The organism is Ruegeria sp. CL6 (genome assembly GCF_056536465.1).
This window is the reverse complement of the sequence record NZ_JBQFPR010000003.1, coordinates 170,780-195,113: the sequence shown is the minus strand read 5'-3', so window position 1 is coordinate 195,113 and position 24,334 is coordinate 170,780. Positions and strand designations below refer to the sequence as shown.

Annotated in this window: 24 protein-coding genes, 1 tRNA gene and 1 riboswitch; of the genes, 12 read left to right on the top strand and 13 right to left on the bottom strand. The window is 55.9% G+C overall.

The window, feature by feature from the left end:
* Window positions 1-138 precede the first annotated feature (138 nt).
* Window positions 139-1,542 (bottom strand): oligosaccharide flippase family protein, encoded by a 1,404-nt coding sequence (locus ACR0LH_RS10510; RefSeq protein WP_480720890.1) that lies wholly within the window; start codon window positions 1,540-1,542, stop codon window positions 139-141.
* A 382-nt stretch (window positions 1,543-1,924) separates the two neighbouring features.
* On the opposite strand from ACR0LH_RS10510, the gene ACR0LH_RS10505 reads away from it, so the two are divergent.
* The 3 genes from ACR0LH_RS10505 to ACR0LH_RS10495 all read left to right on the top strand — a co-directional run bounded on the left by ACR0LH_RS10505 (window position 1,925) and on the right by ACR0LH_RS10495 (window position 5,258).
* Window positions 1,925-3,211 (top strand): O-antigen ligase family protein, encoded by a 1,287-nt coding sequence (locus tag ACR0LH_RS10505; protein WP_480720889.1) that lies wholly within the window; start codon window positions 1,925-1,927, stop codon window positions 3,209-3,211.
* Window positions 3,212-3,406: 195 nt separating this feature from the next.
* Complete coding sequence (rfbF, locus tag ACR0LH_RS10500) at window positions 3,407-4,321, top strand: glucose-1-phosphate cytidylyltransferase (protein WP_480720887.1); 915 nt, start codon at window positions 3,407-3,409, stop codon at window positions 4,319-4,321.
* Window positions 4,248-5,258, top strand: a complete 1,011-nt coding sequence (locus tag ACR0LH_RS10495; protein ID WP_480721166.1) for an NAD-dependent epimerase/dehydratase family protein — start codon at window positions 4,248-4,250, stop codon at window positions 5,256-5,258. The genes rfbF and ACR0LH_RS10495 overlap by 74 nt, the downstream gene beginning before the upstream one ends.
* A gap of 15 nt (window positions 5,259-5,273) precedes the next feature.
* Here ACR0LH_RS10495 and ACR0LH_RS10490 read toward each other — a convergent pair whose 3' ends face one another.
* From ACR0LH_RS10490 to rfbC, 3 genes are read right to left on the bottom strand one after another with little or no spacing between them, the layout of a single operon-like run.
* Window positions 5,274-6,596, bottom strand: coding sequence for an NAD(P)-binding protein (locus ACR0LH_RS10490; protein WP_170387934.1), 1,323 nt, complete (start codon window positions 6,594-6,596; stop codon window positions 5,274-5,276).
* Between the two features lies 1 nt (window position 6,597).
* The gene (locus ACR0LH_RS10485) at window positions 6,598-7,533 is read right to left on the bottom strand and encodes an NAD-dependent epimerase/dehydratase family protein (protein ID WP_480720886.1); all 936 of its coding nucleotides are present in this window, start codon (window positions 7,531-7,533) and stop codon (window positions 6,598-6,600) included.
* 36 nt (window positions 7,534-7,569) lie between these two features.
* Entirely contained in the window at window positions 7,570-8,100 is a 531-nt protein-coding gene (rfbC, locus tag ACR0LH_RS10480; RefSeq protein WP_480720885.1) for a dTDP-4-dehydrorhamnose 3,5-epimerase, read from the bottom strand.
* 379 nt (window positions 8,101-8,479) lie between these two features.
* On the opposite strand from rfbC, the gene ACR0LH_RS10475 reads away from it, so the two are divergent.
* Complete coding sequence (locus ACR0LH_RS10475) at window positions 8,480-9,586, top strand: glycosyltransferase family protein (protein ID WP_480720883.1); 1,107 nt, start codon at window positions 8,480-8,482, stop codon at window positions 9,584-9,586.
* 358 nt (window positions 9,587-9,944) lie between these two features.
* On the opposite strand, the gene ACR0LH_RS10470 is transcribed toward ACR0LH_RS10475, so the two are convergent.
* From ACR0LH_RS10470 to ACR0LH_RS10450, 5 genes are all read right to left on the bottom strand, one after another.
* Window positions 9,945-10,811 carry a hypothetical protein gene (locus tag ACR0LH_RS10470; protein ID WP_480720882.1) on the bottom strand — a complete coding sequence of 289 codons (867 nt, stop codon included), beginning with the start codon at window positions 10,809-10,811 and terminating at the stop codon, window positions 9,945-9,947.
* A gap of 12 nt (window positions 10,812-10,823) precedes the next feature.
* Window positions 10,824-11,921 carry a Gfo/Idh/MocA family protein gene (locus ACR0LH_RS10465; protein ID WP_480720880.1) on the bottom strand — a complete coding sequence of 366 codons (1,098 nt, stop codon included), beginning with the start codon at window positions 11,919-11,921 and terminating at the stop codon, window positions 10,824-10,826.
* Window positions 11,922-12,669: 748 nt separating this feature from the next.
* Window positions 12,670-13,359 carry a sulfotransferase family 2 domain-containing protein gene (locus ACR0LH_RS10460; RefSeq protein WP_480720879.1) on the bottom strand — a complete coding sequence of 230 codons (690 nt, stop codon included), beginning with the start codon at window positions 13,357-13,359 and terminating at the stop codon, window positions 12,670-12,672.
* Window positions 13,360-13,713, bottom strand: a complete 354-nt coding sequence (locus tag ACR0LH_RS10455; RefSeq protein ID WP_480720877.1) for an Hsp20/alpha crystallin family protein — start codon at window positions 13,711-13,713, stop codon at window positions 13,360-13,362.
* A 221-nt stretch (window positions 13,714-13,934) separates the two neighbouring features.
* Window positions 13,935-14,010, bottom strand: a tRNA-Lys gene (locus tag ACR0LH_RS10450).
* Window positions 14,011-14,221: 211 nt separating this feature from the next.
* On the opposite strand from ACR0LH_RS10450, the gene dapF reads away from it, so the two are divergent.
* On the top strand, window positions 14,222-15,064 hold the full coding sequence (gene dapF / locus ACR0LH_RS10445) for a diaminopimelate epimerase (RefSeq protein ID WP_480720876.1): 843 nt from the start codon (window positions 14,222-14,224) through the stop codon (window positions 15,062-15,064).
* On the top strand, window positions 15,061-16,317 hold the full coding sequence (gene mtaB, locus ACR0LH_RS10440; protein ID WP_480720875.1) for a tRNA (N(6)-L-threonylcarbamoyladenosine(37)-C(2))-methylthiotransferase MtaB: 1,257 nt from the start codon (window positions 15,061-15,063) through the stop codon (window positions 16,315-16,317). The genes dapF and mtaB overlap by 4 nt, the downstream gene beginning before the upstream one ends.
* A gap of 140 nt (window positions 16,318-16,457) precedes the next feature.
* Here the strand turns inward: mtaB and ACR0LH_RS10435 are convergent, their stop codons facing one another.
* From ACR0LH_RS10435 to petA, 3 genes are read right to left on the bottom strand one after another with little or no spacing between them, the layout of a single operon-like run.
* Window positions 16,458-17,243 (bottom strand): cytochrome c1, encoded by a 786-nt coding sequence (locus ACR0LH_RS10435; RefSeq protein ID WP_170696953.1) that lies wholly within the window; start codon window positions 17,241-17,243, stop codon window positions 16,458-16,460.
* A 17-nt stretch (window positions 17,244-17,260) separates the two neighbouring features.
* On the bottom strand, window positions 17,261-18,592 hold the full coding sequence (petB, locus tag ACR0LH_RS10430; protein ID WP_170387948.1) for a cytochrome b: 1,332 nt from the start codon (window positions 18,590-18,592) through the stop codon (window positions 17,261-17,263).
* Between the two features lie 11 nt (window positions 18,593-18,603).
* Window positions 18,604-19,188 carry a ubiquinol-cytochrome c reductase iron-sulfur subunit gene (gene petA, locus ACR0LH_RS10425; protein WP_170387950.1) on the bottom strand — a complete coding sequence of 195 codons (585 nt, stop codon included), beginning with the start codon at window positions 19,186-19,188 and terminating at the stop codon, window positions 18,604-18,606.
* Window positions 19,189-19,335: 147 nt separating this feature from the next.
* On the opposite strand from petA, the gene ACR0LH_RS10420 reads away from it, so the two are divergent.
* Both ACR0LH_RS10420 and ACR0LH_RS10415 read left to right on the top strand, forming a co-directional pair.
* A complete protein-coding gene (locus ACR0LH_RS10420; RefSeq protein WP_480720873.1) occupies window positions 19,336-19,620 on the top strand; it encodes a hypothetical protein in 285 nt (94 codons plus the stop codon).
* Window positions 19,621-19,658: 38 nt separating this feature from the next.
* Entirely contained in the window at window positions 19,659-20,102 is a 444-nt protein-coding gene (locus ACR0LH_RS10415; RefSeq protein ID WP_480720872.1) for a c-type cytochrome, read from the top strand.
* Between the two features lie 12 nt (window positions 20,103-20,114).
* Here ACR0LH_RS10415 and ACR0LH_RS10410 read toward each other — a convergent pair whose 3' ends face one another.
* Window positions 20,115-20,729 (bottom strand): FMN-binding negative transcriptional regulator, encoded by a 615-nt coding sequence (locus tag ACR0LH_RS10410; RefSeq protein WP_480720870.1) that lies wholly within the window; start codon window positions 20,727-20,729, stop codon window positions 20,115-20,117.
* Between the two features lie 55 nt (window positions 20,730-20,784).
* Window positions 20,785-20,935, top strand: a riboswitch (FMN riboswitch).
* A 72-nt stretch (window positions 20,936-21,007) separates the two neighbouring features.
* Between ACR0LH_RS10410 and ACR0LH_RS10405 the strand changes: the two genes are divergently transcribed.
* The 4 genes from ACR0LH_RS10405 (at window position 21,008) to ACR0LH_RS10390 (ending at window position 24,317) form a co-directional block, all read left to right on the top strand.
* Entirely contained in the window at window positions 21,008-21,448 is a 441-nt protein-coding gene (locus tag ACR0LH_RS10405) for a 6,7-dimethyl-8-ribityllumazine synthase (protein WP_480720869.1), read from the top strand.
* 142 nt (window positions 21,449-21,590) lie between these two features.
* Window positions 21,591-22,691 carry a chorismate synthase gene (aroC, locus tag ACR0LH_RS10400; RefSeq protein WP_480720867.1) on the top strand — a complete coding sequence of 367 codons (1,101 nt, stop codon included), beginning with the start codon at window positions 21,591-21,593 and terminating at the stop codon, window positions 22,689-22,691.
* A complete protein-coding gene (locus ACR0LH_RS10395; protein ID WP_480720866.1) occupies window positions 22,675-23,349 on the top strand; it encodes an HD domain-containing protein in 675 nt (224 codons plus the stop codon). Before aroC ends, ACR0LH_RS10395 begins: the two co-directional genes overlap by 17 nt.
* A 32-nt stretch (window positions 23,350-23,381) precedes the next feature.
* Window positions 23,382-24,317, top strand: a complete 936-nt coding sequence (locus tag ACR0LH_RS10390; protein WP_170777279.1) for a DMT family transporter — start codon at window positions 23,382-23,384, stop codon at window positions 24,315-24,317.
* The last annotated feature ends 17 nt before the right edge of the window (window positions 24,318-24,334 follow it).

Genomic DNA, 24,334 nt, shown 5'->3' with positions numbered 1-24,334 from the left:
AACCACGAGGCGTCTCACAGACTGAGCCAAGAAACGCATTGGAACTGGGCAAGAATACGCCAATTCATGGCAATAACATTGGCATCACCCATGTTAACGGATTGTTAACAAAGCATTATTTTTGAGATGCGGATTTGGCTAGGAAACGCGGAATCTTGCTCTTTCCCAAACCGTCACAGCGGCAGTCTGGCGAATGGCAACCAGAACCGCAAACATGACCAATGTGCCCAGCAGGAGCAATGCGAATTGAGTCGTCAGTTCAGAGGACGATTCAGCCAACAGGCCGAACGGCACAAATACCAGCGCGGCAACCAAGGCTTTGGTCAATTCCTGAACCGGCACTTTAAGTGGATCAACCTTGCGTCCAACATGGTAGTAGACGAGGAAACTGACGAACGCGCTGAACAAAAAGGCGTAGGACGCGCCGGGTGCACCGAACAGGTAGATCACGCCTAATGACAGCAAGGCGTGCACGATCAGCGTACCGAACGTGATTACCAATTGCAGCCCGGTCTTTTTTGACCTCATGAACGAATAGCTGAAATAGGCGCCTTGCAGCCCGGTGACAAAGGCCGCGATTGCCAACACACGCAGGTAACCAGCGGTTTCCACAGCAAAGCCCTGATCAAAAAGCAAGTTCGCGAACACGTCGGCCGCACTGATCAAGGCAGCAACAATCGGTATCGAAATCAGCATCAGAAATGAAAAATACCGCTCCAGAACTCTGTCGGACTGAGCGATACCCTTAACTTCATGTGCCTCGAACACAGACGGTGCGACCACGTTTGAAAGCGTGCTCATCGTCAGCACCAAAGACCTCATCGCCAGGGCTTGCGCGGCAGCGAAATAGCCTGCGGCCTCAATCCCGACGAGAACCGCAAGCAGGGATTGCGTGGACATCTCGCGGAAAACCGAAGCAGAGCCGACAACGGCAAGCGGAAAGCCGAAAAACAGATAGGTCTTTGCTTCGGTGCGTTTCGGAAAGTAAATGCCGGATCGCTTGACGGTTATTACCAACGCGTAAACCCCGGTAAGAGCGGCACCCAGCGACATGCCGATCACGGCACTCTCGTAGCCGCCACCGTTCATGATGAAAGCAACCGCCAGAGACACGCCCAGAGCGTGCCTCAGCAACGTAACAGCGGCAAATCTCGGCCCTTCTTCATATTGTCGCAGGCACACCGCACCAATTTCGTGAACCGCGTGACCGAGGCAGAAAACGGCTGCGAACAAAAAGCTGTTTGCCCGGTCAATGGGCAGGACCAGGTAAGCCAGACCGACAATCGCCGAAAGAAAAAGCGCGACAAGTATGGCAGAGCCAAGAACTGTTCCGATTGTCCGGCCTTCAAACTCTTTGGCGTGGTGAAACCGGCCCACCGAAATAACCAGCCAGAAAAACGTGAAGGAAAACAGAAGCATCCCCACCAGCAGGGTCAGTGTGTACCGACCGAACTCGGCCGGGCCCAACACGCGCGTCATGACCACGAGAATCGCGATCGCCATGAATGCGGACACCATCCTGGGGACAAAGTACCAAGTCATGAAAGACCGCTTAGCATGATCAGTGGCAGTGCACTCATTAAACAACCCAATGGCCAGATGCCGACATCGACTCAAACAAAATAAACTCACCACTGCCCAAAACGCCCAGCCGCGCCGAATTGACCAGGGTGTTTGCCGTTCTGGGGAAATGCGTCGCGACAAACCTTGGCAGAAGCCGCGTTCGTTAAATCATATTCACTGCTGATTGTCGATTTTCCGATTGCGTCGGTCGGGTTGGGTTTCGACCCAAAGTCCGCGCGGCAATTCGCGACGAGATAGACAGGTCCACGTCAGATTTGTAAGTTTTGCTATATAGAGATCATTCTGATCTGCTGAATCGCGTTTTTCTGAGTTTTGTTTTGCTGGGTGTGTTTACTGTGGAATGACGATTTCCCATCGAAATATCCCTTATCAGCAGACCGTGGGAACCTCGTTCCATCACGTTGTCCTGGCGGTTTGCATGGTGTTTCTGATCATTGTCGGGACAGATATCCTTGGCGTTATCCTGTACGGCAACACCATCGCCAACAAGATCGAGATCCTGACCACCGTTCCAATACTGGCCACTACGATGCTGTATTACCGGCACCTCCTCAGAGGCGCTTTTGCCTCGCCGGAAATCGCGATCATGATCATTCTGGTTGTCCTGTCGACGTTCTGGAGCAACTACCCATTGCTGACGATGGAGCGTGCCGTTCCCCTTGTCGTAACGACACTCTTTGGTCTCGCTCTGGGCAGCATGATGTCCCTGCGCGGCTTGCTTTTGTTTCTTGCGACCTATTTCGCGATCTCCATGTTTTTGTCGCTCGCCGCCGTTATTGCGCTGCCGCAGGCCAGGGGTCTGGATACTTGGGAAGGATTCTGGACCGGTATCTTTCTGCACAAAAACGAGTTGGGCGCGAACTCTTTGCTGGCCACTCTGACATGCTGGTTCGCAGCCCAAAAAACAAAAGGAAAACTGCGCACTTTCTTCCAACTGACAATTGTTGTCGCAGTCGTTCTTTTGATCGCATCCGATTCCAGAACCTCACATATAATCGGCGCTTTCCTTCTTTCCGGTTTTTTCATCAGCAAGATCGCACCGCGTTTGGAATACCTTTGGGCATTGGCGTTCCTTCTTTTTTCGGCTTTTGTGATTGGCTTTTCCGCTTTGATCCTCGCCTCGGACATTGCCGATCCGCTTTTTGCGTTGATCGGACGACAGCCGACCTTGTCCAACAGAATTCCTCTGTGGGAAATTGCGTGGCCCTATCTCATGGATCGATTTTGGCTCGGATACGGGTATGCAGCATACTGGCACAGCGAGGCGCCATATATGCGAGTGTACGAAAGCCAGGCCAAACTGGGATTTTCGCCTCACTACTCTCATAACGGGATGCTTCAGACCTGGTTCCATATCGGGTTTGTCGGAGTGGCTTTGCTGTTCCTGGCATTGATCCGGTTTTTTGGGTCCATATTCTACTGCATGCGCCACTTGAAAGACCGGGATGATCTGGTTCTTCTGTTCGTCCTGGGCCTGAGCTTCATCTTCTTGAACATCACAGAAAGCTCTGTCCTAAGCCGATTGAACGGCCAGTGGATTATACCGGTTATGTATATGACCAAGGCGAATCTCATCGCCAAAGCCTTGCGTGCTAGCAGCCGCTTGCGGGTGAGAGAAGCTGCATGAACATTAAACTGCTTGTCATACCACGAGAACAGAAATCAAAGAGTCGTTATTTTACTCACTGTTTCTCAAACCGGAACAATTTCCATTGTCGCTCGGGCCTTCAATGATTGACAGCAACCCGTTCTGTGTTGTGGACTTTATCCATTCGTACTTTTGAATCTTTTACCAGTTCTTGTATCCGTTGGGGAGGCACCATTGAAAACAGCCATTTTTGCAGGTGGTAAGGGGTCTCGTCTGATCGAGGAAACCCGCGTTCGCCCCAAGCCACTGGTCGAGATCGCCAACCGGCCGATCCTGTGGCACATCATGCAGCATTACTCGACATATGGGCATCATGAATTCGTGCTGGCCCTTGGCTACATGGGCGACCTGATCAAACGCTATGTTTCCGATCTCTGCCAATACGACGGGAATCTTAGGATCGACTTCGCCAAGCGCGAGCTGTTTGGCGAACCCGACTATCACAACAGTGTTCTTGACGCGCAGATGCCGCCTTGGACCGTCGATCTGATCGACACCGGGACGGAAACCATGACCGGCGGGCGGCTGGCCCGTCTGCAACCGTATCTGGGCGACGACACGTTTATGCTGACATACGGGGACGGTGTTTCAAACGTCGATCTGGACGCGCTTGTTGCCTTTCACAAATCGCATGGAAAGCTGGCCACGATCACGATGGTGCGCCCGCTGACCACGTTCGGGCATCTGCAGGTGCGCGATGACGGATTGGTGGAAGGATTCGTCGAAAAACCCGAAACTGCAGCCGACTGGATCAATGGCGGGTTCTTTGTGCTTGAGCCCGAGGTTTTCGACGCCGTCGCCAGCGTGAATGGCGATGAGATCATGTGGGAAGAAGGCCCCCTGCCCAAGCTGATGGAGTTGGGTGAGTTGATGGCCTACCGCCATCCTGGTTTCTGGTATTGTATGGACCATCTGGCGGACAAACGCCGGCTTGAGGAGATGTGGAAAAATGGCAACCGACCGTGGGCAACATGGGAGCATTCAAAAGGTCCTGTTAACGGGTCATCTCGGCTACGTGGGGACGGTCACCGCCCCGGTATTGGCCGAGGCGGGAATCCAGGTGACTGGGTGCGATATAAATCTCTTTGACCGGGCTGATTTCGCGCCGGGCGGTGCTGTTCCCACGATCCCGAACCTGGGCAAGGACATTCGCGACCTGACGGTTGACGACCTCAAAGGCTTTGATGCGGTGGTGCATCTGGCGGCGCTGTCGAATGATCCGTTGGGACAGCTTCGCCCCGGTCTGACGCAGCAGATCAACCACGAAGGCACAATTCATGTGGCGAAACAGGCCAAGGCCGCTGGTGTGCGGAGGTTTGTTTTCGCGTCATCCTGCTCGAACTATGGTCGGGCCGGAGAGGATTTTGTCGATGAAGATGGCCAGCTTAACCCACAGACGGATTACGGCGTGTCCAAAGTTCTGGCCGAGCGGGATTTGAAACCGCTGGCAGATGACAGCTTCACCCCCACTTTCCTGCGCTTTGCCACCGCCTATGGTGCAAGTCCCCGAATGCGGTTCGACATCGTGCTGAACAACCTGATCGCACATGCCTATACCTCGGGTCGCATCCTGATGATGTCGGATGGCACGCCGTGGCGTCCGATCATCCACGTCGAAGACATGGCCCGCGCTTTCCTCGCCACGCTCCAGGCCGACCCCGCCGAGATTTCGGGTGAGGCGTTCAACGTCTGCCGAACCGAGAACAACTATCAGATCCGCGATCTGGCCGAAATCGTGGCCGACACGGTTCCGGGTGCGAAAATCGACTATGCGGCCGATGCCGGACCTGACAATCGATCATACCGGGTCAGCTCGGCCAAGATCGAAAAATCTATCCCGGGCTTTCAACCCAAGTGGGACGCGGTCCGGGGGGCGCAGCAATTATATGATGCGGTCAAAGCCTGCGACCTGCAGGTCGAGGATTTTGAAGGTCGCAAATACAAACGACTGGCCCAGTTGGAGGCCCTATTGCAGGAAAACCAACTGGATCAGGATTTTCGCAGAACCGTGCCGATCGCTTCGTGAGCGGCACGCGCCGCGTTAGACGGCCTGAAGCTCTTGAATGACGTTGCGGGCGCCGCGCTCACCGGATTTGAACGCCTCGTCCGTCCACTGATAGCCCCATTCTCCGAACCGTCCGACATAGGTTATGCCAACCTCGTCCAGCCACTTGTGAACGATGGGCAGCGCTTCTTCGCGATCAAGATCGAAGATGATGTTGGCGTGGGTGATCAGACGAGCATCCGTGTGCAGAATCTTTTCGTCCTCGGCGATCAGGCCAATCTTGACGAGGTCATCGATCACCGGCTGGATCAGTTCTTCGGGCGCAACGTCCAGCGGCCTGTATTTATGTGAATAGTAGCATTCCGCCTGAATAGAGCCGCATCCCGGCGGGCAGGTCTGGGTCGACATCTTGTGCGGGAAGCTCAACCGGGTAAAGACGATGTCCTCGTCATAGATATATGTCCAGGTTGCAGGCGTGAAATCATCGCGCGCCAGCCCGATATTCACAGTCACACAGGTGGTACAGGCCAGCTTTGCCGCCGCATCCAGAACATGCTGGGGCGCACCTTTGACCATGGGGATCAGGTCCGGCAGCGGGATGGATGAAATCAACTTGCCATATTGTTCGGTCACGCCGTTTTCAAAACGGACAGTTTTTGCAACGGGATCAATGGCAACAACCTTGTGATCCAGATGCAGGTCGGTCTTTTTCATGAACGGCTTAAGATAGGAAATGAACCCACCTTCGGTCGGGTAGCGGAAGTCGGTGATATAGTGCACGTCCGGCGTTTCCGCGAAAACCGCGCCGCGGATCACCTCTTCCATCGAAGGGCGGTACAAACGCGGCCCCATCCAGACCGTGCTCATCTGGTCGGCATCGACGGTATGGTATTTCTTGCCATAAACAGCCGGGAAATGGGTGGCAAACGTCTCACCAAAGACCGAAATCAGCCATTCCAGATAATTGGCGGGTTTTTCCACCACGTCCTGCTTGGAGGCTTCGATAAAGTCCAAAATACACTGGGTTTTCAGCTCATCCGGCAGGTTGTGCAGATTCGCCTGAGCCGGGTGCTTGACCCATGCGCCGTGGTAATAATTGTTCACGTAAGCCTGCAGTTTCTCAAACTTGCCACCGACATTGTTTGAAAACAGTTCTTGAATGCGCGGGTCTTTCGAGAACGAGATATGCGGACCGTCGTCAAAGATGAAACCGCTGTCATGGGCGAAGGTCGCGGTATGACCACCGGGGAACGGGTTCTTGTCATACATTCTGCTCGAGACGCCCTGAGCATGCAGATGATGTGCCGCGCCAAGTCCGGCCATGCCGGAACCAAGGATAACTATGTTCTCGTTACTCATATCAGGTTTCTTTCACAATTTCGCGGCGCCACCATGCGATGGTATCCGCAACTCCGGTTTCCAAATTATACTTCGGGGACCAGCCCAGTTCACGACTCAGGCGCGTGTTGTCGGCCTCGACCAAAGGCGGATCACCCGCCCGCGCTTCACGTGCACCCAACCGAACCAAGTCTTCGGCACCGATCTGTCGGGCGATCTCGGTTATCAGGTCGGCCAGCGGGATCGCGGTGCCGCTGCCGATATTCAGCGGGCCTTGCAGATCGCTGCCCAGCAGATCAACCAGTGCGCGGGCAACATCGTCAACATGCAGGAAGTCCCGTTTCTGACGGCCATGCGTGCACAGGGCTTCGCGCCCTTCCAGCAGCGAAACGATCACATCCGCCGCAAGCCGCTTTGGGCTTTCGCCCGGCCCGTACAGGAAGAACGGCCGCGCCCATGCTCCAGATAGCCCCAGCGCAGCACACATCCGGTCAAACGCAACCGAAAGGGCAGCCTTGGCCGCTCCGTATTCCGTTGCCGGATTCAGCGGAGTCACACCTTCGCGCAGTTTGACGGGCGCGCTCCAGTCATACTCCATGCACGAGCCGCAAAACACGACGCGCTGTCCCCCGGCCTCGGCGAACGAGAACAGCAAATCAATCGAATGCTGTATCCAGCGGAAGTTTTCCAGCGACTGCTGGTTGCCCGGCCCCATATACCACGCCAAAGCCAGCAAATGGCTGGGCTGCTGGCGCTGCAACAAGTCCCCGACTGCAGCGGAATCCGCCATGTCGATCTTTACCCACTCCACATCACCGTCCATTGGCGGGGGCGGATCGGTTCGATAGGTCGCGATAACCCTGTACGCTGCGTCAGCAAGGTTTCGCACACAGGCCCGACCGATAAAGCCAGAGGCGCCAGTGACCAGCACTTTTGAATTTTGGGCCTTCAAATTCATCTGGGTTCGAGCTCCGGTCACAGAATCTGTGGGCTGTTACGTTTCAAGCAAAGGCCAGGACGCATCCTTTTCGGAAACAATCGTGGCGGAAATGGGCCATTGTATCCCAAGCGCGGGATCATCGTATCGAATCCCCCCCTCCACTCCGGGTGTGTAGAATTCACTAGCGGAATAGAACGCCTGCGCACCGTCCGTCAGTGCAAGATAGCCATGCGCAAACATCTCTGGCACGTACAGAGCGCGACGGTTCTGCGCGGACAGCTCAATTCCGAAATACTGGCGATAGGTCGGGCTGTCCGGTCTCAGGTCAACAATCACGTCGTAAATCGCACCCGAGATACAGCGCATGAACTTGGCCTCAGCCGCAGGCGCTTGCTGGTAATGCAACCCACGGATCGTTCCCTTTTTCTCATTGAATGAAAGGTTTACCTGCGCAATCGTCGGTTTGAGGCCATGCCGCTCGAATTCTTCAGCGCAAAAGGCGCGGGCAAAAAAGCCGCGATCGTCCGAGATTTCCTGAAGATCAATTACGAACGCGCCCTGCAAAGGCGTTTCAGTAAAAATCATAAACCATCCGCCTGTTCCAACGGCCACCAAGTATCCATCGGCCCGCATCCTGAAACCAGGCAAGGGTCCCAAGTAAAACTGACCCTTGAAATAAGCCCGTACAGCGAACCGGACGCAAAAAATCTAATCAGACAACGCATATTATTTCCATAGTTTTTGAACGGGGCAGCCGATATCGTTCCGGCAACGCTCAAATCCCGGTCACTGGCTTTGATCATTCGATCAAGGGGAACGTTTTGAGGAAAAATTCTTTGAATAGGCGATCATCTGATTGTGAAATAGATTCGATCTGGAATTCTTTAAAAGGAATACGCGTTTGACTAGCCCAACCCAGCCCGCAGAAACGCCCAGAGAAGTCTTGATTTTTTCCCAGCGGAGCTTGAACGACAACGTTTCACGTTGTTCCGGGTTTGAGTTTGAAGACGTCATTGCCGAAATCGAGAATGCCAAGGTACTGGCCCCAAAACACGTCAGGGAACGCCGCTTTCCGATTAACCCCAAGAGATGGCTGTCCAAACGCACCGATCTTTTCAGGTACTGGCCGTCCGGCGTACAAAAAACCAATCTGGATCGCGACTACGATGTGTTTTTCTGCGATGCCCAGAAACCAGAGGAGCTTTTGGCGCTTGATGCCGTGCCAAATTGGCGGGAGCGATGCCGCCTTGCCGTCTGCGTTCTCGAGGAAGTCTGGACGAAAGAGCTGGACCTCCACGCACCGCTCATCACGTCACTGGCGCAGTTTGACCTGATATGCTGCGCGTTTGCCGAAACCTGCGATGAGCTTCAGCGCAGGACGGGCAAGCCGGTCATTCACTTGCCGGGCGCGGCGGACATGGTTCGATTTGTTCCCGAATCTTTGACCGCCGACAGACCAGTGGACGTCTACTATATGGGGCGCAGACGCCCTGAACTGCATGACAGATTGCTGCAAAGGATCAAGGAACGCGCTGGTTTCTACCTGTATGACTCCGCGACCAAGCCTCCGATCACGGCTCAACATGCCGTGCATCGGGATTTGCTGGCGAACTTGGTTCAGCACGCCAAGCTGTTCATGGTGGATATCGCCAAGATTGGGCACGCGGATCAGGTCAAAGGAAATATCGCGTGGGGACCGCGCCACGTCGAGGGCATCGCAGGCGGTGCCGCGCAGGTTGGGTACGCGCCCGAAACGGACGACTATGTTCAATATTTCGACTGGCCGGAATCGGTGGTTCGATTGCCAGAGGACCCGGACGCCGCCGTTGAGAAGATCGTAGCCCTACTTGACGACAGCGCCGAACTGGATCGAATGCGCAGGGTCAACTTGGCTGGCGCTTTGCGCAAACACGACTGGCTGCTCCGGTGGGCTCAAATTCTGAGCCATCTGCAACTCCCCGAGACTCAGGCGATGGTCAATCGGCGTCAGCGTCTTGCCGAAATCGAAGCTGGTTTGCTGGCCGGTGCAGGGGCAAAACCCGATTTGGCAAAAGTTGCTACCGCGACCTGACACACAGGCCACCGCCCTCGAGAATTATCTGCGATAAGGTGGGTAATCGCGGGGCGGCAAGTTGCACTCTACAACCCCCTCTGACCAGCTAAGAATAAACCGGTACGCGCTCAAAACCATAACATGCCGCCCACATGAAGATGATGACATTGTGGCAAAACTGTGTCCACGATTCTTGCGGAAACGGATTGTTGCCAATTTGGAAACGCTTATTTTTCAGAGTCCTACTTTAAAAACGTGGTACCATCCAAACGGTCGATTCGCAGAATGAATCCATTCGTGAATTACTGTTGCCATTCAGAAAACAGTTAGCGTCACCAAGGGGCTTGAACACGCAGCACGGGTGAAAGGTGTTCGCCTATTCACCGGTCATATACTTGTCTACCAATGCCTTTGTCCCTCGGATATTGCCTGCGCTGGAGGCTCCGAACACGATTGATTCAACGCCTGGAAGTTCTGAAATCCAGTGGATTGCTTCATCGGCCGGGATCGCTCCTGACGCGTAAACCGACATGGCAACGGCACGCACGCGGCCGGATTTCAGCGCATCCAGATAGGCATCAAACCCTCCGGACATCCGAAAACCGATCTTGTTGATATTGGAACAGATTATCGGGCGCTCGATACCCTGCCCCTCAAGAACGTCCAGAAGCATAGGCATATTCATCGTGATATAGGCGGGTTCCGCGCCGTATTTCTCTTGTATGTGATCGTGGAAGATGCGGAACGCCCGGTGGAATCCCATGCCCATCAACAAATCGGCAAAAACATTCTGAATAAAGATGACCGGGGTTTTCGTGCCCGCGAACATCTTCATTTCCATGTCGATCATCACCTTCGCGATGCCGTCCACTTCTTTCGAGGCCAATGCCTTTGTCCCTGCAAGCGCAGTCGTCAACAGCCCGTCATTGGGGATAAAACTTCTGACGGCCCCCAACATTCCATGCTCGGTCACGGCATTCGCGTATTTATGCGCGTAGGGCATACACGGGTAAAACTGAAAGTCGCCATAGCGTTCTGGATTCGCGCGCACACGATCCGCCACGTTTGCAATACGATCATGCGTCGTGCACATGAACGTGCGGATCCCTTCGTCATAGGCTACATCCAGAACGTCCATGATTGCGTCCGTCCGCTGAAAGCGCATGGCCTGCGCCCGAGCCTTTTCTTCGGACATGTGGTTGATACCGAAGAACTGATTATCGCCGAAAAGCAACTTGTCCACGTCTTGCACTCCTTAACGACGAAACCATCCGCGCCGTTTCGCGGGTGCGGGCTGTGTGGCTGTTGGGGCTTCACCCGTGGGTGTGCCGGTATCGGCATTGGCAAGAATCATCGACATGGTCTTGTCCGTCTCGGTGGCAGACGCAAAATCATTCTCAACCGGAGCTGACTTGCCTTGGGCCACCGCAGTGATGAAATCATCAAGCTGGGCCGAATACTCCTCGCCACGCAGATAGAACCACGCGTCTTCTGTCAGTTCCGTTGTGTATTTGACATTCCAGCCTTCGGTATAGCCCGGCAGAGCGGGATCGGCACCGCGCAGATAAACCTGGCACTCCTGCCGGTCTGCAAACAGGCGCCCTTTGGTTCCGATCATCGTAATCTTGGTAGACATTTTGCGATGACTCTCGTCAGACCAGTTGACCGAAAGCTGCGCCGTCGGACCATTGTCCCAGCGCAAAGTCGACATCACCTGATCATCCGTGCCTTCCGAGAAAATCTGGGTCAGCACTGATCCCGATACCTGCGACGGAGCGCCGAAATACCAGTTCAACAGATTCAAGGGATGGGCCGCGTAGTCGTACAAGCATCCACCGCCCTCGGCCTTGTCCGTACGCCAGGTCGTGCGCTTGGGGCGCAGAACCACGGGGCCATATGCCTCGGCCTGAACGTGCGTGATGGTGCCCAGCGCTCCTGAGTCCAGGATCTTTTTCACCTCTTGGAAAGCGCCAACATATCGATAGTGATAGCCGACTTGGTTCACGACGCCTTTTTCCTTGGCGACCCGCGCAAGGCGCTCACCGTCCTGCCAGTCCAGGCAAAACGGCTTTTCGCAAAAGACATGCAAGCCTCTATCCAGGGCAGACGTCACCATAGGGGCATGCAGACGGGACGGCGTCGCGATCACGACCGCATCCAAGTCCTGAGTGGCGAGCATCTCGGCGTAGTCACTGTGAATGGTCACGTCGGTGTTCTTGGTCAGCACATCACGAATGAACCGAGCACCATCACAAGCCACCGTATTGGCCAACGGATGCATATTGACCATCGCGAAATGCGACAATCCCATCTTCCCGAGGCCGACCACGGCAATGTTGATTTTGTCCGTCATCTTCCGGCGCACCCCAAACTCGTTAAGAAAAACACAGCATGTTACCGCGAGGGTAGCACAAACGCAGAGAATTACAGTGTTTTACACTACTAAACGAGTTTCAAAGTGTCATGCAGAGTTGTTTTCAGCCCCACGCCTCTCGGGGTGCCTATTTCTACTACACAAGTCTGCTGTTCGCAGACCATGCAGGACCGGCTGCCAATCGAAGTCGTGAATTTTCAGGCTCTGCTAACCTGTACGGTACGTCGCCCCTCAAAATCGGCCAGCGCACAAGCCCAGAGCGGCCTTTGCCACTTTGTCCTCTGCCAATCCAGTTGTCGCGGAAACGACGACCTAAATTTAGAAACAATACAAAGATATTTTCTCACTATGTATCTATTTCAGAAACGCGAGAGAGCAGAATCACCCGCAGATGGCGACTGAAAATCTACCACCAGTTTCTCGCACGGTAATTTGTTAAACGTCGCGAAACGTGCCGAGCGCGCAGAAATCGGTTTCGTCACTCGTGCCCTCGTTAGTTGTGAAACGTCTTAGCTCCGTGGGAGAATTCGTACAATTCCTGGGGTTATCTAATGCTCAAAAAGTCCCAAATCTTCTCATCGAGATTTCGAGGCGGCGCTCATGGCTGCCAAATCAATCATCGCCACGGGCTTGGTTTGCAACGCGGTTACGCGGCTAGACGGTATTTTTTGCAACAAAGTGAAGCTGCTTCAGCGTTCGTATAGGTCATTCTTTGCCAATATGCAGACTAGGGCAGAAGATATGTCGGCTCATAGCCAAAATGTTCGATTTCACGATGGAACACACGTCTGATGATATCACTTGCCTCATTGCTAAAATCTTTGCCGTAGAACTTGGTCAGGTCGCTGGTTCTTCCGGGTCGCTGCTCCGACTTCATACGGGTATTTCCAGTATCGAAAAACGGAATCCTATTGGCTGCGGCAAGTTCAAAGAGTTGCTCGCGCAGTTGAGAATATTCCAGCACGATGTCGACTGCGATTTGCCCATTTGCCGAGTAAAGGCCAAAGTCACTGAAGTGTCCCAAACGCGGGCCAGTCACAAAATTGAAAAACTGTTCCTCAACGGTTTTACCGGGAAATGTACCGCGCCGTTTCGTGAGCCAAAAAAAAGCTGACACGGCTTTGTCCCATGGGTTTCGTTCAACGCAAAATCTGAAATACCCTTGCGTGTCATCAGAGAAGTATGTGTCGATAGTCGAAACAGGTAAGTGTGGATTTCGCGGACGGACATCTTCTATGCGCGTTCGTAACTGCCGTACAAAAGAACGCGCCAAGCGGTTCGCCCGCTTGTCATGCTCTTTTAACGGAGACAACCAGTCATTCCGCCCTAAAAGCGGTGCCAGAGCAACTTCGATTGAAGTACCTGCGGTTTTCCTAGTTTTGATGAAACAGAAACGAAACGAATGAGATACTATCATTTAGGCCCGTTTAAATTCGCCCCTTTGTTTCGACATAAATGACAGAATACGCTCTCTTTGAACAGCTCTTCTAGACGGTGATGTACACCATCTTTCATAGGTGCGCTTTTTTTTCGCACCGTCGGCATCTTCGGTCGATCGGAAGGTTCCTTCAAAGCCTCGCTCCTTCCCGTTCAAGTACCAGGTACCGCCCTTTTTTCCGCTTTCGGTTTCTATTTCGCAGTGCACGATCAGGTATCCATTGTTGACCGAATACCAGACGTCTTCCTCAAACACGCCCGGCAACTCGACGGTAATGTGATAGGCTTTTTCATCAGTTGACGCAGCACTGGCCGATTTCAACCAATCTGTCACTCTGCACCCAAAGTTGCGCAGCGAGTCTTACCGAGGATCGAGTAGCGAGGGCCAGCGGCTATACTCAGAATGTATCTCGACCAGAACCTTCAGCGTTATAGCGATCCATTAGGCGCACATCAGTCTATGCTGCAGCGCTTCAGTATTGATTCCAGCAGCCCGCAAATCGCGTAGTACGGCCTACTTGATCTTAGTTAAACATGTTCTTTCATGTAAAAAAGTGGTGAGCCGTGCAGGATTCGAACCTGCGACCCACTGATTAAAAGTCAGTTGCTCTACCAACTGAGCTAACGGCCCACTCTTTTGTTTGGATCTTTTCGATCCGTGGCGCTCTCTAAGGCATTTCCCCAACCGGGTTCAAGACCTTTTTTGCACCTCGTTTCGCCAGCAATTTCTTGCGTTTCGGCGTCCCGATAGGCGGCCTACTTAGGCAGGTGGCGCGGGGCGGTCAACCCCTTTTTTGAGGAATCTGAACCGCAGGGTGGATTCCCGTCCTGCGCAGCGTTATATGCCCGCCATGCAACAGAATCTGCACACCGGATTGCCCTTCATGAAAATGCACGGGCTGGGCAATGACTTTGTCATTGTGGACGCACGCACGCATTCCGCCGAAATTTCCCCCTCACTGGCAAAAGGAATCGGCCACCGTCAGTTTGGTGTCGGGTTTGATCAATTGGCCGTCATCGAAAACGGCGAATCGGACGCGCATCTGGTGTTCTACAATGCGGATGGGTCGACCTCGGCGGCTTGCGGCAATGCCACGCGCTGCATTGCGCGGTTTCTGATGCAGGAAACCGGAAAATCCGCCCTGACCCTGACAACCGAGCGTGGGACGCTCTATGCGCAAGATGCCGGCGACGGCCTGACGTCGGTCAATATGGGACATCCTCAAACCGATTGGCGCGACATACCATTGGCCGAGGATGTCGACACGCTGGAACTGCCAATCGAAGGCGGGCCAACGGCCACGGGCATGGGCAATCCGCACTGCACATTCTTTGTCGAGGACGCCGAAGCCATCCCTCTGACCGAATTCGGCGCGCGCTACGAATATCACCCGCTCTACCCCGAACGCACCAATGTGCAGGTGGCACAGGTGATCGGTACAGATCGCATCCGTATGCGAGTTTGGGAGCGGGGCGTGGGCATCACTCTGGCCTCAGGCTCGTCGTCCTGCGCCACGGCGGTGGCCGCCGTACGGCGCGGCCTGACGGGGCGCAAAGTTCAGATTGAACTCGATGGCGGTACGATCTGGATCGACTGGCGCGACGATGGCGTCTGGATGACCGGTCCGACCTGCCACGTATTCTCGGGCACCCTGACGCCCGAGTTCCTAAGGACGCTTGGATGAGCGCGCCCAAATTCACCACCTTGGGCTGTCGCCTGAACGCCTATGAGACCGAGGCGATGAAGGAACTGTCGCAGCAGGCAGGGCTAAGCAATGCCGTCGTGGTGAATACCTGCGCCGTAACCGCCGAGGCCGTTCGCAAGGCCCGTCAGGAAATCCGCAAGCTGCGCCGGGAAAACCCCGATGCGCGGTTGATCGTGACCGGCTGCGCCGCTCAGACCGAACCCGAAACCTTCGCCCGGATGGACGAGGTCGACGCGGTCATCGGCAACACCGAGAAAATGCAGCCCGACACCTGGAAAGGCATGGCCGCCGACTTCATCGGCCAGACCGAAGCGGTGCAGGTCGATGACATCATGTCCGTGACCGAAACCGCTGGACATCTGATCGACGGCTTCGGCACCCGGTCGCGCGCCTATGTGCAGGTTCAGAACGGCTGCGATCACCGCTGCACGTTCTGCATCATTCCCTACGGCCGCGGCAACTCGCGCAGCGTCCCTGCGGGCGTGGTGGTGGACCAGATCAAGCGGCTAGTGGACCGGGGCTACAATGAGGTGGTGCTGACCGGCGTAGACCTCACCTCATGGGGCGCCGACCTGCCAGCACAGCCCAAGCTGGGCGATCTGGTGATGCGTATCCTGAAACTGGTGCCAGACCTACCGCGCCTGCGGATCAGCTCGATTGACTCGATCGAGGTGGACGAGAACCTGATGCAGGCCATCGCGACCGAGCCACGCCTGATGCCGCACCTGCACCTGTCGTTGCAACATGGCGACGACCTGATCCTGAAACGCATGAAACGCCGCCACCTGCGCGACGACGCCATCCGTTTCACCGAAGAGGCCCGCAAGCTGCGCCCCGACATGACCTTTGGGGCAGACATTATCGCAGGTTTCCCCACCGAATCTGACGCCCATTTTGAAAACTCGCTGAAACTGGTCACGGATTGCGACTTGACCTGGCTGCACGTCTTTCCTTACTCCAAACGCGAAGGCACTCCCGCAGCCCGCATTCCGCAACAAATCAACGGCAACATCATCAAAGCCCGCGCCGCCCGCCTACGCGCCGCCGGAGACGTTCAGGTCGCCAAACATTTGGCTGCCCAATTGGGCAAATCCCATCACATCCTGATGGAAAACCCAACCATGGGCCGCACGGAACAGTTCACCGAAGTCACCTTCACCACCCCCCAACCCGAAGGCCAGATCGTCACCGCCACGATCACGGATCACACCGACAGCCAACTCAAAGCCTGATCCGCGCTTCATCTGGCCAAAAATATCCCGGGGATGAATTGGCCGCAGGCCAAGAAGGGGCTGGCCCCTTCACCGCGCCCTCAACAAAAACCCCCGCTACCGGATGGCGCGGGGGTTCAAATTTTTAGCTGTCGAAAACCTTAGACGGTCTTCTTACCTTTCACACCGGCCCACAAGCGCTTGTTGACCAGATACAGAAGCACCGACAGAACTGACAGGAACAACACGCCGACAAAGCCGGAATATTTGCGCTCCATCATTTTCGGCTCAGCCGTCCACATCAGGAAGGCAGCAATATCTTCCGACATGGCTTCAACCGTGGCCGGGTGACCATCGGCAAACTCCACCTGATCCTCGGCAAGCGGCGGTGCCATCGAGATCCATCCACCCGGGAAGGCTTTGTTCTCATAAAGGACTGTACCAGCCTCTTCCTTTTCCTCACCGGTATAACCATCCAGCAAAGAGGCGATGTATTCCGCACCGCCCATGCCTTTGAACAGCTGGTTGATGCCCAGACCATAAGGGCCGTGGAACCCGGCGCGTGCCTTTGCCATCAGGCTCAGGTCAGGCGCGCCAACACCGTTGTTCTCCGGGAAGTGGTCGGTCGGGATCGCCGGGCGAAAATCATCCAGCTCAGGATCGAACACTTCAAAGTTGGACGCAGAATACGCGATCACTTCGTCTTCCGAATATCCCAGCGCTTCGAGATCACGCAGAGGTACATATTTCAGACCGTGGCAAGCCGCGCAGACCTCGGTGTAGATCTGAAGACCGCGCTGCAGCTGGTTCTTGTCCCAGGTGCCGAACGGACCTTCAAACGAGAAGTGGAAATCCTCGATATGCTGCTCGCCGCCGCCTGCCGCGTATGACGCAGCAGGGGTAAGAGCCAAAGCAAACGCGGCACCGATTGCAAGTTTCTTGAACATGTTTCCGGTCCCTCTTCTTACTCGGCCGGCGTGGCGTCGGCGTCAGCCTTGCCATAATGCGCGTTGAAGTCTTCTTCGATCGTCTCCGGCTGGGCATCGGGTTTTTCAATGACACCCAGGATCGGCAGGATCACGAAGAAATAGGCGAACCAGTAGGCGGACGCGATCAGCGAGAAGGTCGCATAGGGCTCCTCGGCGGGCATCGCACCCAGCCACATCAGGGCAAAGAAGTCGATGATCAGCAGGTAGAACCACCATTTGAACATCGGACGGTATTTGCCCGAACGCACGGTCGACGTGTCCAGCCACGGGGCCAGCGCCATCGCCAGGATCGCACCGAACATCGCCAGAACACCAAAGAACTTGGCGTCGATGATGCCACCAGTGATGAAGCTGGCGAATTGCACGACCCAGACCTCGCCGGTGAAGGCACGCAGGATCGCGTAGAACGGCAGGAAGTACCATTCAGGCACGATGTGAGCAGGCGTGACCAGCGGGTTGGCCTCGATATAGTTGTCGGGGTGGCCCAGATAGTTCGGCATAAAGCCTACAACCGCCCAGAACACGACCAGAATGACAGCCAGCGCGAACAAGTCCTTGATCACGAAGTACGGCCAGAACGGAAGCGTATCTTTCTCGGCCTCGGCTTTTGACCCGCGGCGCACTTCAACACCCGTGGGGTTGTTGTTGCCAGTGGTGTGGAAAGCCCAGATATGCACGATCACCAGCGCCGCAATCACGAACGGCAGCAGGTAGTGCAGCGAGAAGAAGCGGTTCAGCGTGGCGTTATCCACGGCGGGTCCGCCCAGCAGCCAGGTCTGGATTGCATCACCCACAAACGGGATCGCACCAAACAGACCGGTGATCACGGTCGCGCCCCAGAAGGACATCTGACCCCAAGGCAGAACATAGCCCATGAACGCGGTGCCCATCATCATCAGGTAGATCAGCATCCCGATGATCCACGTGATCTCACGCGGGGCTTTGTACGAGCCGTAGAACAGGCCACGGAAGATGTGGATGTAAACCGCAACAAAGAACAGCGACGCGCCGTTCATGTGCAGATAACGCAGCATATAGCCGCCATTCACGTTGCGCATGATGTGTTCAATGCTGGCAAAGGCCAGATCAACATGCGGGGTATAGTGCATCACCAGAACGATACCGGTGACGATTTGCAGCGCCAGGCAGAACGCCAAGACGATGCCCCAGATCCACCACCAGTTCAGGTTCTTGGGGGTGGGGATCATGATGGTGTCGTAAATCAGGCCGACGATGGGCAGGCGGCTGTTCAGCCACTTCTCGCCGTTTGTCTTCGGCTCGTAATGATCGTGGGGAATTCCGGACATCTGGGTCTCCCTTAGCCGAGTTTGATGGTGCTGTTGTCTGTCCATTCCGCAGGCGGAACAGGCAGGTTTTCAGGCGCGGGACCCTTGCGGATACGACCGGCAAGGTCATAGTGTGAGCCGTGGCAGGGGCAGAACCAGCCGCCAAAGTCACCGGCATCGCCCAGAGGCACACAACCCAGGTGCGTACACACGCCCATCTGAACCAGCCACGCGCCGGGTGCCTCACCTTCGGGCGACGGCATCACGCGGTTTTCGTCGGTCGCGGGTGCATCTGCTGCAATATTAAAGTTGCGCGCCAGCGGATCAGGCAGGGCGCCAACGCCTTCTGCGTCCTGTTCCTTGGCTTCCTGAATCTCGGCACCGGTGCGGTGACGGATGAATACGGGTTTACCCAGCCACTTCACCGTTAGCTGCGTACCCGGCTCAACTCCGCTTACATCCACGCGGATCGAGGACAGCGCCTGAACGTCTGCCGAGGGGTTCATTTGGTTGATCAGGGGCCATACGGCTGCACCCGTCGCAACGACACCTGCGCCGCCAGCGACGTAGTAGAGGAAATCTCTGCGGGTGCCTTCGTGGTCTTCTGCGTGGGACACGAGGTTTTCTCCGATTCCGGCGCCCGCGGTTGCGGGCAAACATGCATCAGCACCGCATCAAAGCGGCGTCTCATCGCGGCTATCTATCCGGGAGAAATCGGTTCGTCCAGCGGTCATAGGCGCGCACTACGCCGCATCTGGGCATTCATGTCACAACGTAACGACAATTTTTCAAGATATAGGCTGGTTTTGCAGACAAATTCCGATGTTCCCTACAGCGTGATTCGTACCCCGCAACACCACGCGACCGACCGCGCCGCCAGAGCCCGGTGCATCGGGCAATCTGGTACTGCCGGTTTTCCTCCCAGAAATGGCTATCAATCGCTCTACCTTTACGTGCTGTTGGAGCCTTTAAATATTGAATTTAAAATAGATATTTTCCACACCCTGAAAACTGAAAATTTCGATTGCACTTTAAACGGGAATGGGTGAAAGGCCGCAAAAGATACTCGCTTAGCAGGACGTTTCCCATGTCAAAGCACTTGGCCCCCCTCGTGATCTTCGCACTGACCGTTTCTTCCCAAGCCACCGCCAGCGGTGACCCGGAAAAAGGCGAAAAGCTATATAACCGCTGCTCATCCTGTCATGCGATCATCAAAGACGGTGAAGTTCTGGTCAAAGGCGGTATTACCGGGCCGAATCTTTACGGCGTCGTTGGCCGGGTCGCTGGGTCCGAACCCGACTACCTGAACGGAAGCGAGCGTTTGCCAATCGGGATGTTCACCGACGACATGATCCGGGCAGGTCAGGAAGGGCTGGTCTGGACGCAAGAAAACATCACCGCCTATTCCGAGAACCCCATTGAATTCATTCAGGACTATCTGAACGACGACTCCGCACGACCGAACATGAGTGTCAAACTGAAAAAAGGCGCCGAGGATATAGCCGCATATCTCGCCACCTTCACCCATTGAATTGGGCTGCCTTCAAGTTTCCCGCATGAGGGCAGCCAATTCCCGGACCTCGATGCCAAAGCCGTCAGCTTCCATATGTTCGGCGGCGGCGGCGCGCGCGCTATCCGGCTTGTTCTGGTTCAGCTTCCAGGTGCCCTGAATATCATCAACCCGCATCCGGCAGGGCACGATCATGCGCTTCATCCGTTCCAGAGCGTCGGGCGTCATCTTCGCAGGACTCCAGGGCGGTTTGGGCAGCAAGCGGCCTTCGTAAAATGCGGATTGCCGGTCAAGCAGGTCGCCCAGTTCGGCCTGCGGTCTCAACTCCAACTGGCCCGACAGATGAACGGCCACATAGTTCCAAGTCGGCACCTGATCGTCGATCCCATACCAGTCCGGCGACACATAGCCATCCGGCCCTGACACAGCGATCCGGGCAGCACAGGGTGTATTCAGCACACGGACAATCGGATTCGACCGCACCAGGTGCAGTTCGGCCACCGATCCGTCCTCGCTCAGCAGAAAAGGAACGTGGCTCATCATAGGGGCGGATTCCGCTGAAATCGCCAAAACCCCAAAGGCGCGGTCTCGCGCAAAGGCAATGTGGCGGGCGCGGTCCTCAGCGCGAAAAGCGGGATTTGGGTGCATGACATGTCTCCTAACGGAACGCCTTGCAGATTCGCTTGGTCCTTGGCAAGGTCTGCCTCGTTCTCAGGGCGGGGCGAAATTCCCCACCGGCGGTATGCGGGCCATGACCCGTAAGCCCGCGAGCGGTCCCGGACCATCCGGGATGACAAGCAGATCTGGTGAGAGACCAGAGCCGACGGTTACAGTCCGGATGAAAGAGAACGTGCAGTGCGCCGGCCTTGCCGCGCGCCTGCCCGTGATCGCCTTGGGTGACGTGTCTGTTGCGAAAGGAGATCATAATGACACACACCCGCTATGCTTTTGTCAAAGCCAACTGGCATTCCGATATTGTCGATCAGGCGTTGGAAGGATTTCAGCAGCTTATCCCCGCCGATCAGATTGACGTTTTCGACGTGCCCGGCGCGTTCGAGATGCCATTGCTGGCCCGCGATCTGGCCCAAACCGGCAAATATGCCGCGGTTGCCTGTGCCGCTTTCGTGGTGGATGGCGGCATCTACCGGCACGATTTCGTGGCCCAAGCCGTGGTTGACGGCCTGATGCGCGCCGGAATGGACACGGGCGTTCCCGTCCTGTCCGTCTCGCTGACACCCCACCAATATCAGGAAACCGACCACCACAACGCCATCTACCGCGTGCATTTCGTGGAAAAGGGCCGCGAAGCCGCGCAAGCCGCGCTCAAAATCACCGAAACCCGCGCCGCACTCCTGGAGCCGGCCTGACCCTTCTTCTGTTCAAAAATACTTCGGGGGAATCGCGGCTTGCCGCGATGGGGGCAGCGCCCCCTCCCCACCCCTCAGACGCAAATCCGCTTGAGGCCCAAGGCTCTCCCCGCTAATCACAACCCTCAAAGGAGCACGCCCCATGTCGATGAACAGCTTTGGACACCTCTTCCGCGTCACCACTTGGGGTGAAAGCCACGGCCCCGCCTTGGGCGCCACGGTGGATGGTTGCCCTCCGGGTGTCACCATCGACGAGGCTATGATCCAGCACTGGCTGGACAAGCGCAAACCGGGTCAGAACAAATTCACCACCCAGCGGCGCGAGCCCGATCAGGTGAAAATCCTGTCAGGCGTATTCGAGGGCCAGACCACAGGGACCCCCGTGCAGCTTATGATCGAGAACACCGATCAACGCTCCAAGGACTACGGCGATATCATGGACAAGTTCCGTCCGGGTCACGCCGATATCACCTATTGGCAGAAATATGGCATCCGCGATTATCGCGGCGGCGGGCGCAGTTCCGCACGTGAAACCGCGTCGCGCGTTGCTGCCGGAGGTCTCGCACGCGAGGCGATCAAACAAATCGCCCCCAATGTGCAGATCACCGGCTATATGACTCAGATCGGCCCTCACAAGATCGACCGCGCCAAGTTTGACTGGTCGCAGATCGAACAAAACCCGTTTTGGACACCTGACGCGCAGGCCGCTGATGACTGGGCCGCCTATCTGGACGACCTGCGCAAGTCCGGCAACTCGGTCGGTGCCGTGGTCGAGGTCGTGGCCCGCGGCGTCCCCGCCGGGATTGGTGCTCCGGTTTATGCCAAGTTAGACACTGATCTGGCCGCCGCGATGATGTCGATCAACGCCGTAAAAGGCGTTGAGATTGGCGAGGGCATGGCCGCCGCCGAACTGACCGGCGAGGCCAACGCTGATGAGATATTCATGGGTCAGAACGGCCCGCAATACAGTTCCAACCACGCGGGCGGTATTCTGGGCGGCATCTCGACCGGGCAGGACATCGTGGTGCGGTTTGCCGTCAAACCGACCTCGTCGATCCTGACCACGCGCAAAACGATCACCAAATCGGGTGAAGAGACCGAGATCATCACCAAGGGCCGCCACGACCCCTGCGTCGGCATCCGCGCGGTGCCGGTGGGTGAGGCAATGATGGCCTGCGTGATCCTTGACCATCTTCTGCTGCATCGCGGTCAGATCGGAGAAAACCGTGGAAGCATCGGCTGATCTACGCAGCCGATTGCGCAGCGTTGTTGCGCAACGGATGGAGACAGACCCGGCGCACGATCTGGCGCATCTGGATCGCGTCTGGGTGAATGCCAGGGCAATCGCAAGCGACACGACCGACCTGCGGGTGCTTTTGGCCGCAAGTTACCTGCATGACCTTGTCAATTTGCCAAAAAACGACCCGGACCGTCACTTGGCCTCTCGCCTGTCAGCCAAGGAATCAGAGTCTATTCTAGAGGGTTTGGGCTATTCCCAGCGCGAAATCCAAGCAACGCAACACGCCATCGCCGCACATAGTTTTTCAGCCGGAATCCCCCCAGAAACACTCGAAGCAAAGAGTCTGCGCGATGCTGACAGGTTGGACGCGTTGGGCGCGATCGGCATAGCGCGCACATTCTCGGTGTCCGGTGCGCTTGGCCGGGTTCTCTATGATCCCGCTGACCCGTTTGCGGAGAACCGGCCATTGGACGATCTGGAGTTTTCGATTGACCATTGGAAAGTGAAACTTCTGGCTTTGTCTCAGGACATGCTGACAGACGGCGGCAAGGCTCTTGCCAAGGAAAGAACGCACCGAATGATCGGGTTTCTGGAAGACTTCGCCGAGGAAATCGGTAGTTCACTGCCCGAAGACTGGTTAAAACTCAGCCCTTCGCGTTGATATTTGCGCCTCAAAAGCGCAGGGTCGCGCCAATGGCGAAACCCCTCACATCACATAGGCCAATGTTGGCCGTGGCGCTGAAACTTAGCGCCCTTTTTTTGTTCATGGTGATGCAAGCGCTGGTCAAAGCTCTGTCCGATGACTTTCCTCCGGGTGAAATGGTGTTCTTTCGCTCGCTCTTTGCCGTGCCTGTCATCATCGGCTGGCTGGCCTGGCGCGGGGAGCTTTCGCAGGGCTTAGTGGTCAAAAAGCCAATGGGCCATTTTTGGCGCGGAGTGTTGGGTACCAGCGCCATGGGCCTGACTTTTACCGGCCTCAGCCTGCTGCCTTTGCCAGAAGTCACGGCCATTGGCTACGCCACGCCGATCTTCACCCTGATTCTGGCGGCGATCATGCTGGGGGAACGCATTCGCATGATCCGCATTGGTGCGGTGGCTATTGGGCTGTTGGGCGTTTTGATCATGATCTGGCCACGTCTGGGCGGCAACAACATGGATACGGCCGCGACAATCGGTGCGCTGTGCGTGCTGGCCGCAACGATGGCGCGGGCCTTTGTGCAAATCCACATCCGACAACTGGTTCAGGTCGATCACCCCGCTGCGGTTGTTTTCTACTTTTCGATCACGGCGACGCTGCTCTCGGCGTTGACCGCCCTTTGGGGATGGGCAATGCCAACCTTGGAACAGACCCTAATACTGGTCGTTATGGGTTTGATCGGGGGTGTCGCACAAATTCTGGTGACATCTTCATATCGGTTCGGACAAGCCTCGATGCTCGCACCCTATGACTACACCACCATGTTGTTCGCCATTGTCATCGGATATGTCTGGTTCGACGAATTGCCGACACTGGTCATGTTGGGTGGGGCCGCTTTGGTCATCGCCGGAAATGTGCTGGTCATTCTGCGCGAGCGGCAACTGGGATTGGACCGAGGCAAGGCGCGTCAGGCAACGGACCCCAAAGCCTGATCTTTACCTTTTGAGAA

Bases quoted from the DNA above. Each gene is read 5' to 3' on its own strand.
- ACR0LH_RS10510 (WP_480720890.1), bottom strand. From the start codon at position 1,542: ATGACTTGGTACTTTGTCCCCAGGATGGTGTCCGCATTCATGGCGATC.
- ACR0LH_RS10505 (WP_480720889.1), top strand. From the start codon at position 1,925: ATGACGATTTCCCATCGAAATATCCCTTATCAGCAGACCGTGGGAACC.
- ACR0LH_RS10490 (WP_170387934.1), bottom strand. From the start codon at position 6,596: ATGAGTAACGAGAACATAGTTATCCTTGGTTCCGGCATGGCCGGACTT.
- ACR0LH_RS10485 (WP_480720886.1), bottom strand. From the start codon at position 7,533: ATGAATTTGAAGGCCCAAAATTCAAAAGTGCTGGTCACTGGCGCCTCT.
- rfbC (WP_480720885.1), bottom strand. From the start codon at position 8,100: ATGATTTTTACTGAAACGCCTTTGCAGGGCGCGTTCGTAATTGATCTT.
- ACR0LH_RS10465 (WP_480720880.1), bottom strand. From the start codon at position 11,921: ATGACGGACAAAATCAACATTGCCGTGGTCGGCCTCGGGAAGATGGGA.
- ACR0LH_RS10460 (WP_480720879.1), bottom strand. From the start codon at position 13,359: ATGATAGTATCTCATTCGTTTCGTTTCTGTTTCATCAAAACTAGGAAA.
- dapF (WP_480720876.1), top strand. From the start codon at position 14,222: ATGCCCGCCATGCAACAGAATCTGCACACCGGATTGCCCTTCATGAAA.
- mtaB (WP_480720875.1), top strand. From the start codon at position 15,061: ATGAGCGCGCCCAAATTCACCACCTTGGGCTGTCGCCTGAACGCCTAT.
- ACR0LH_RS10435 (WP_170696953.1), bottom strand. From the start codon at position 17,243: ATGTTCAAGAAACTTGCAATCGGTGCCGCGTTTGCTTTGGCTCTTACC.
- petB (WP_170387948.1), bottom strand. From the start codon at position 18,592: ATGTCCGGAATTCCCCACGATCATTACGAGCCGAAGACAAACGGCGAG.
- ACR0LH_RS10420 (WP_480720873.1), top strand. From the start codon at position 19,336: ATGTCACAACGTAACGACAATTTTTCAAGATATAGGCTGGTTTTGCAG.
- ACR0LH_RS10415 (WP_480720872.1), top strand. From the start codon at position 19,659: ATGTCAAAGCACTTGGCCCCCCTCGTGATCTTCGCACTGACCGTTTCT.
- ACR0LH_RS10410 (WP_480720870.1), bottom strand. From the start codon at position 20,729: ATGCACCCAAATCCCGCTTTTCGCGCTGAGGACCGCGCCCGCCACATT.
- ACR0LH_RS10405 (WP_480720869.1), top strand. From the start codon at position 21,008: ATGACACACACCCGCTATGCTTTTGTCAAAGCCAACTGGCATTCCGAT.
- aroC (WP_480720867.1), top strand. From the start codon at position 21,591: ATGTCGATGAACAGCTTTGGACACCTCTTCCGCGTCACCACTTGGGGT.
- ACR0LH_RS10390 (WP_170777279.1), top strand. From the start codon at position 23,382: ATGGCGAAACCCCTCACATCACATAGGCCAATGTTGGCCGTGGCGCTG.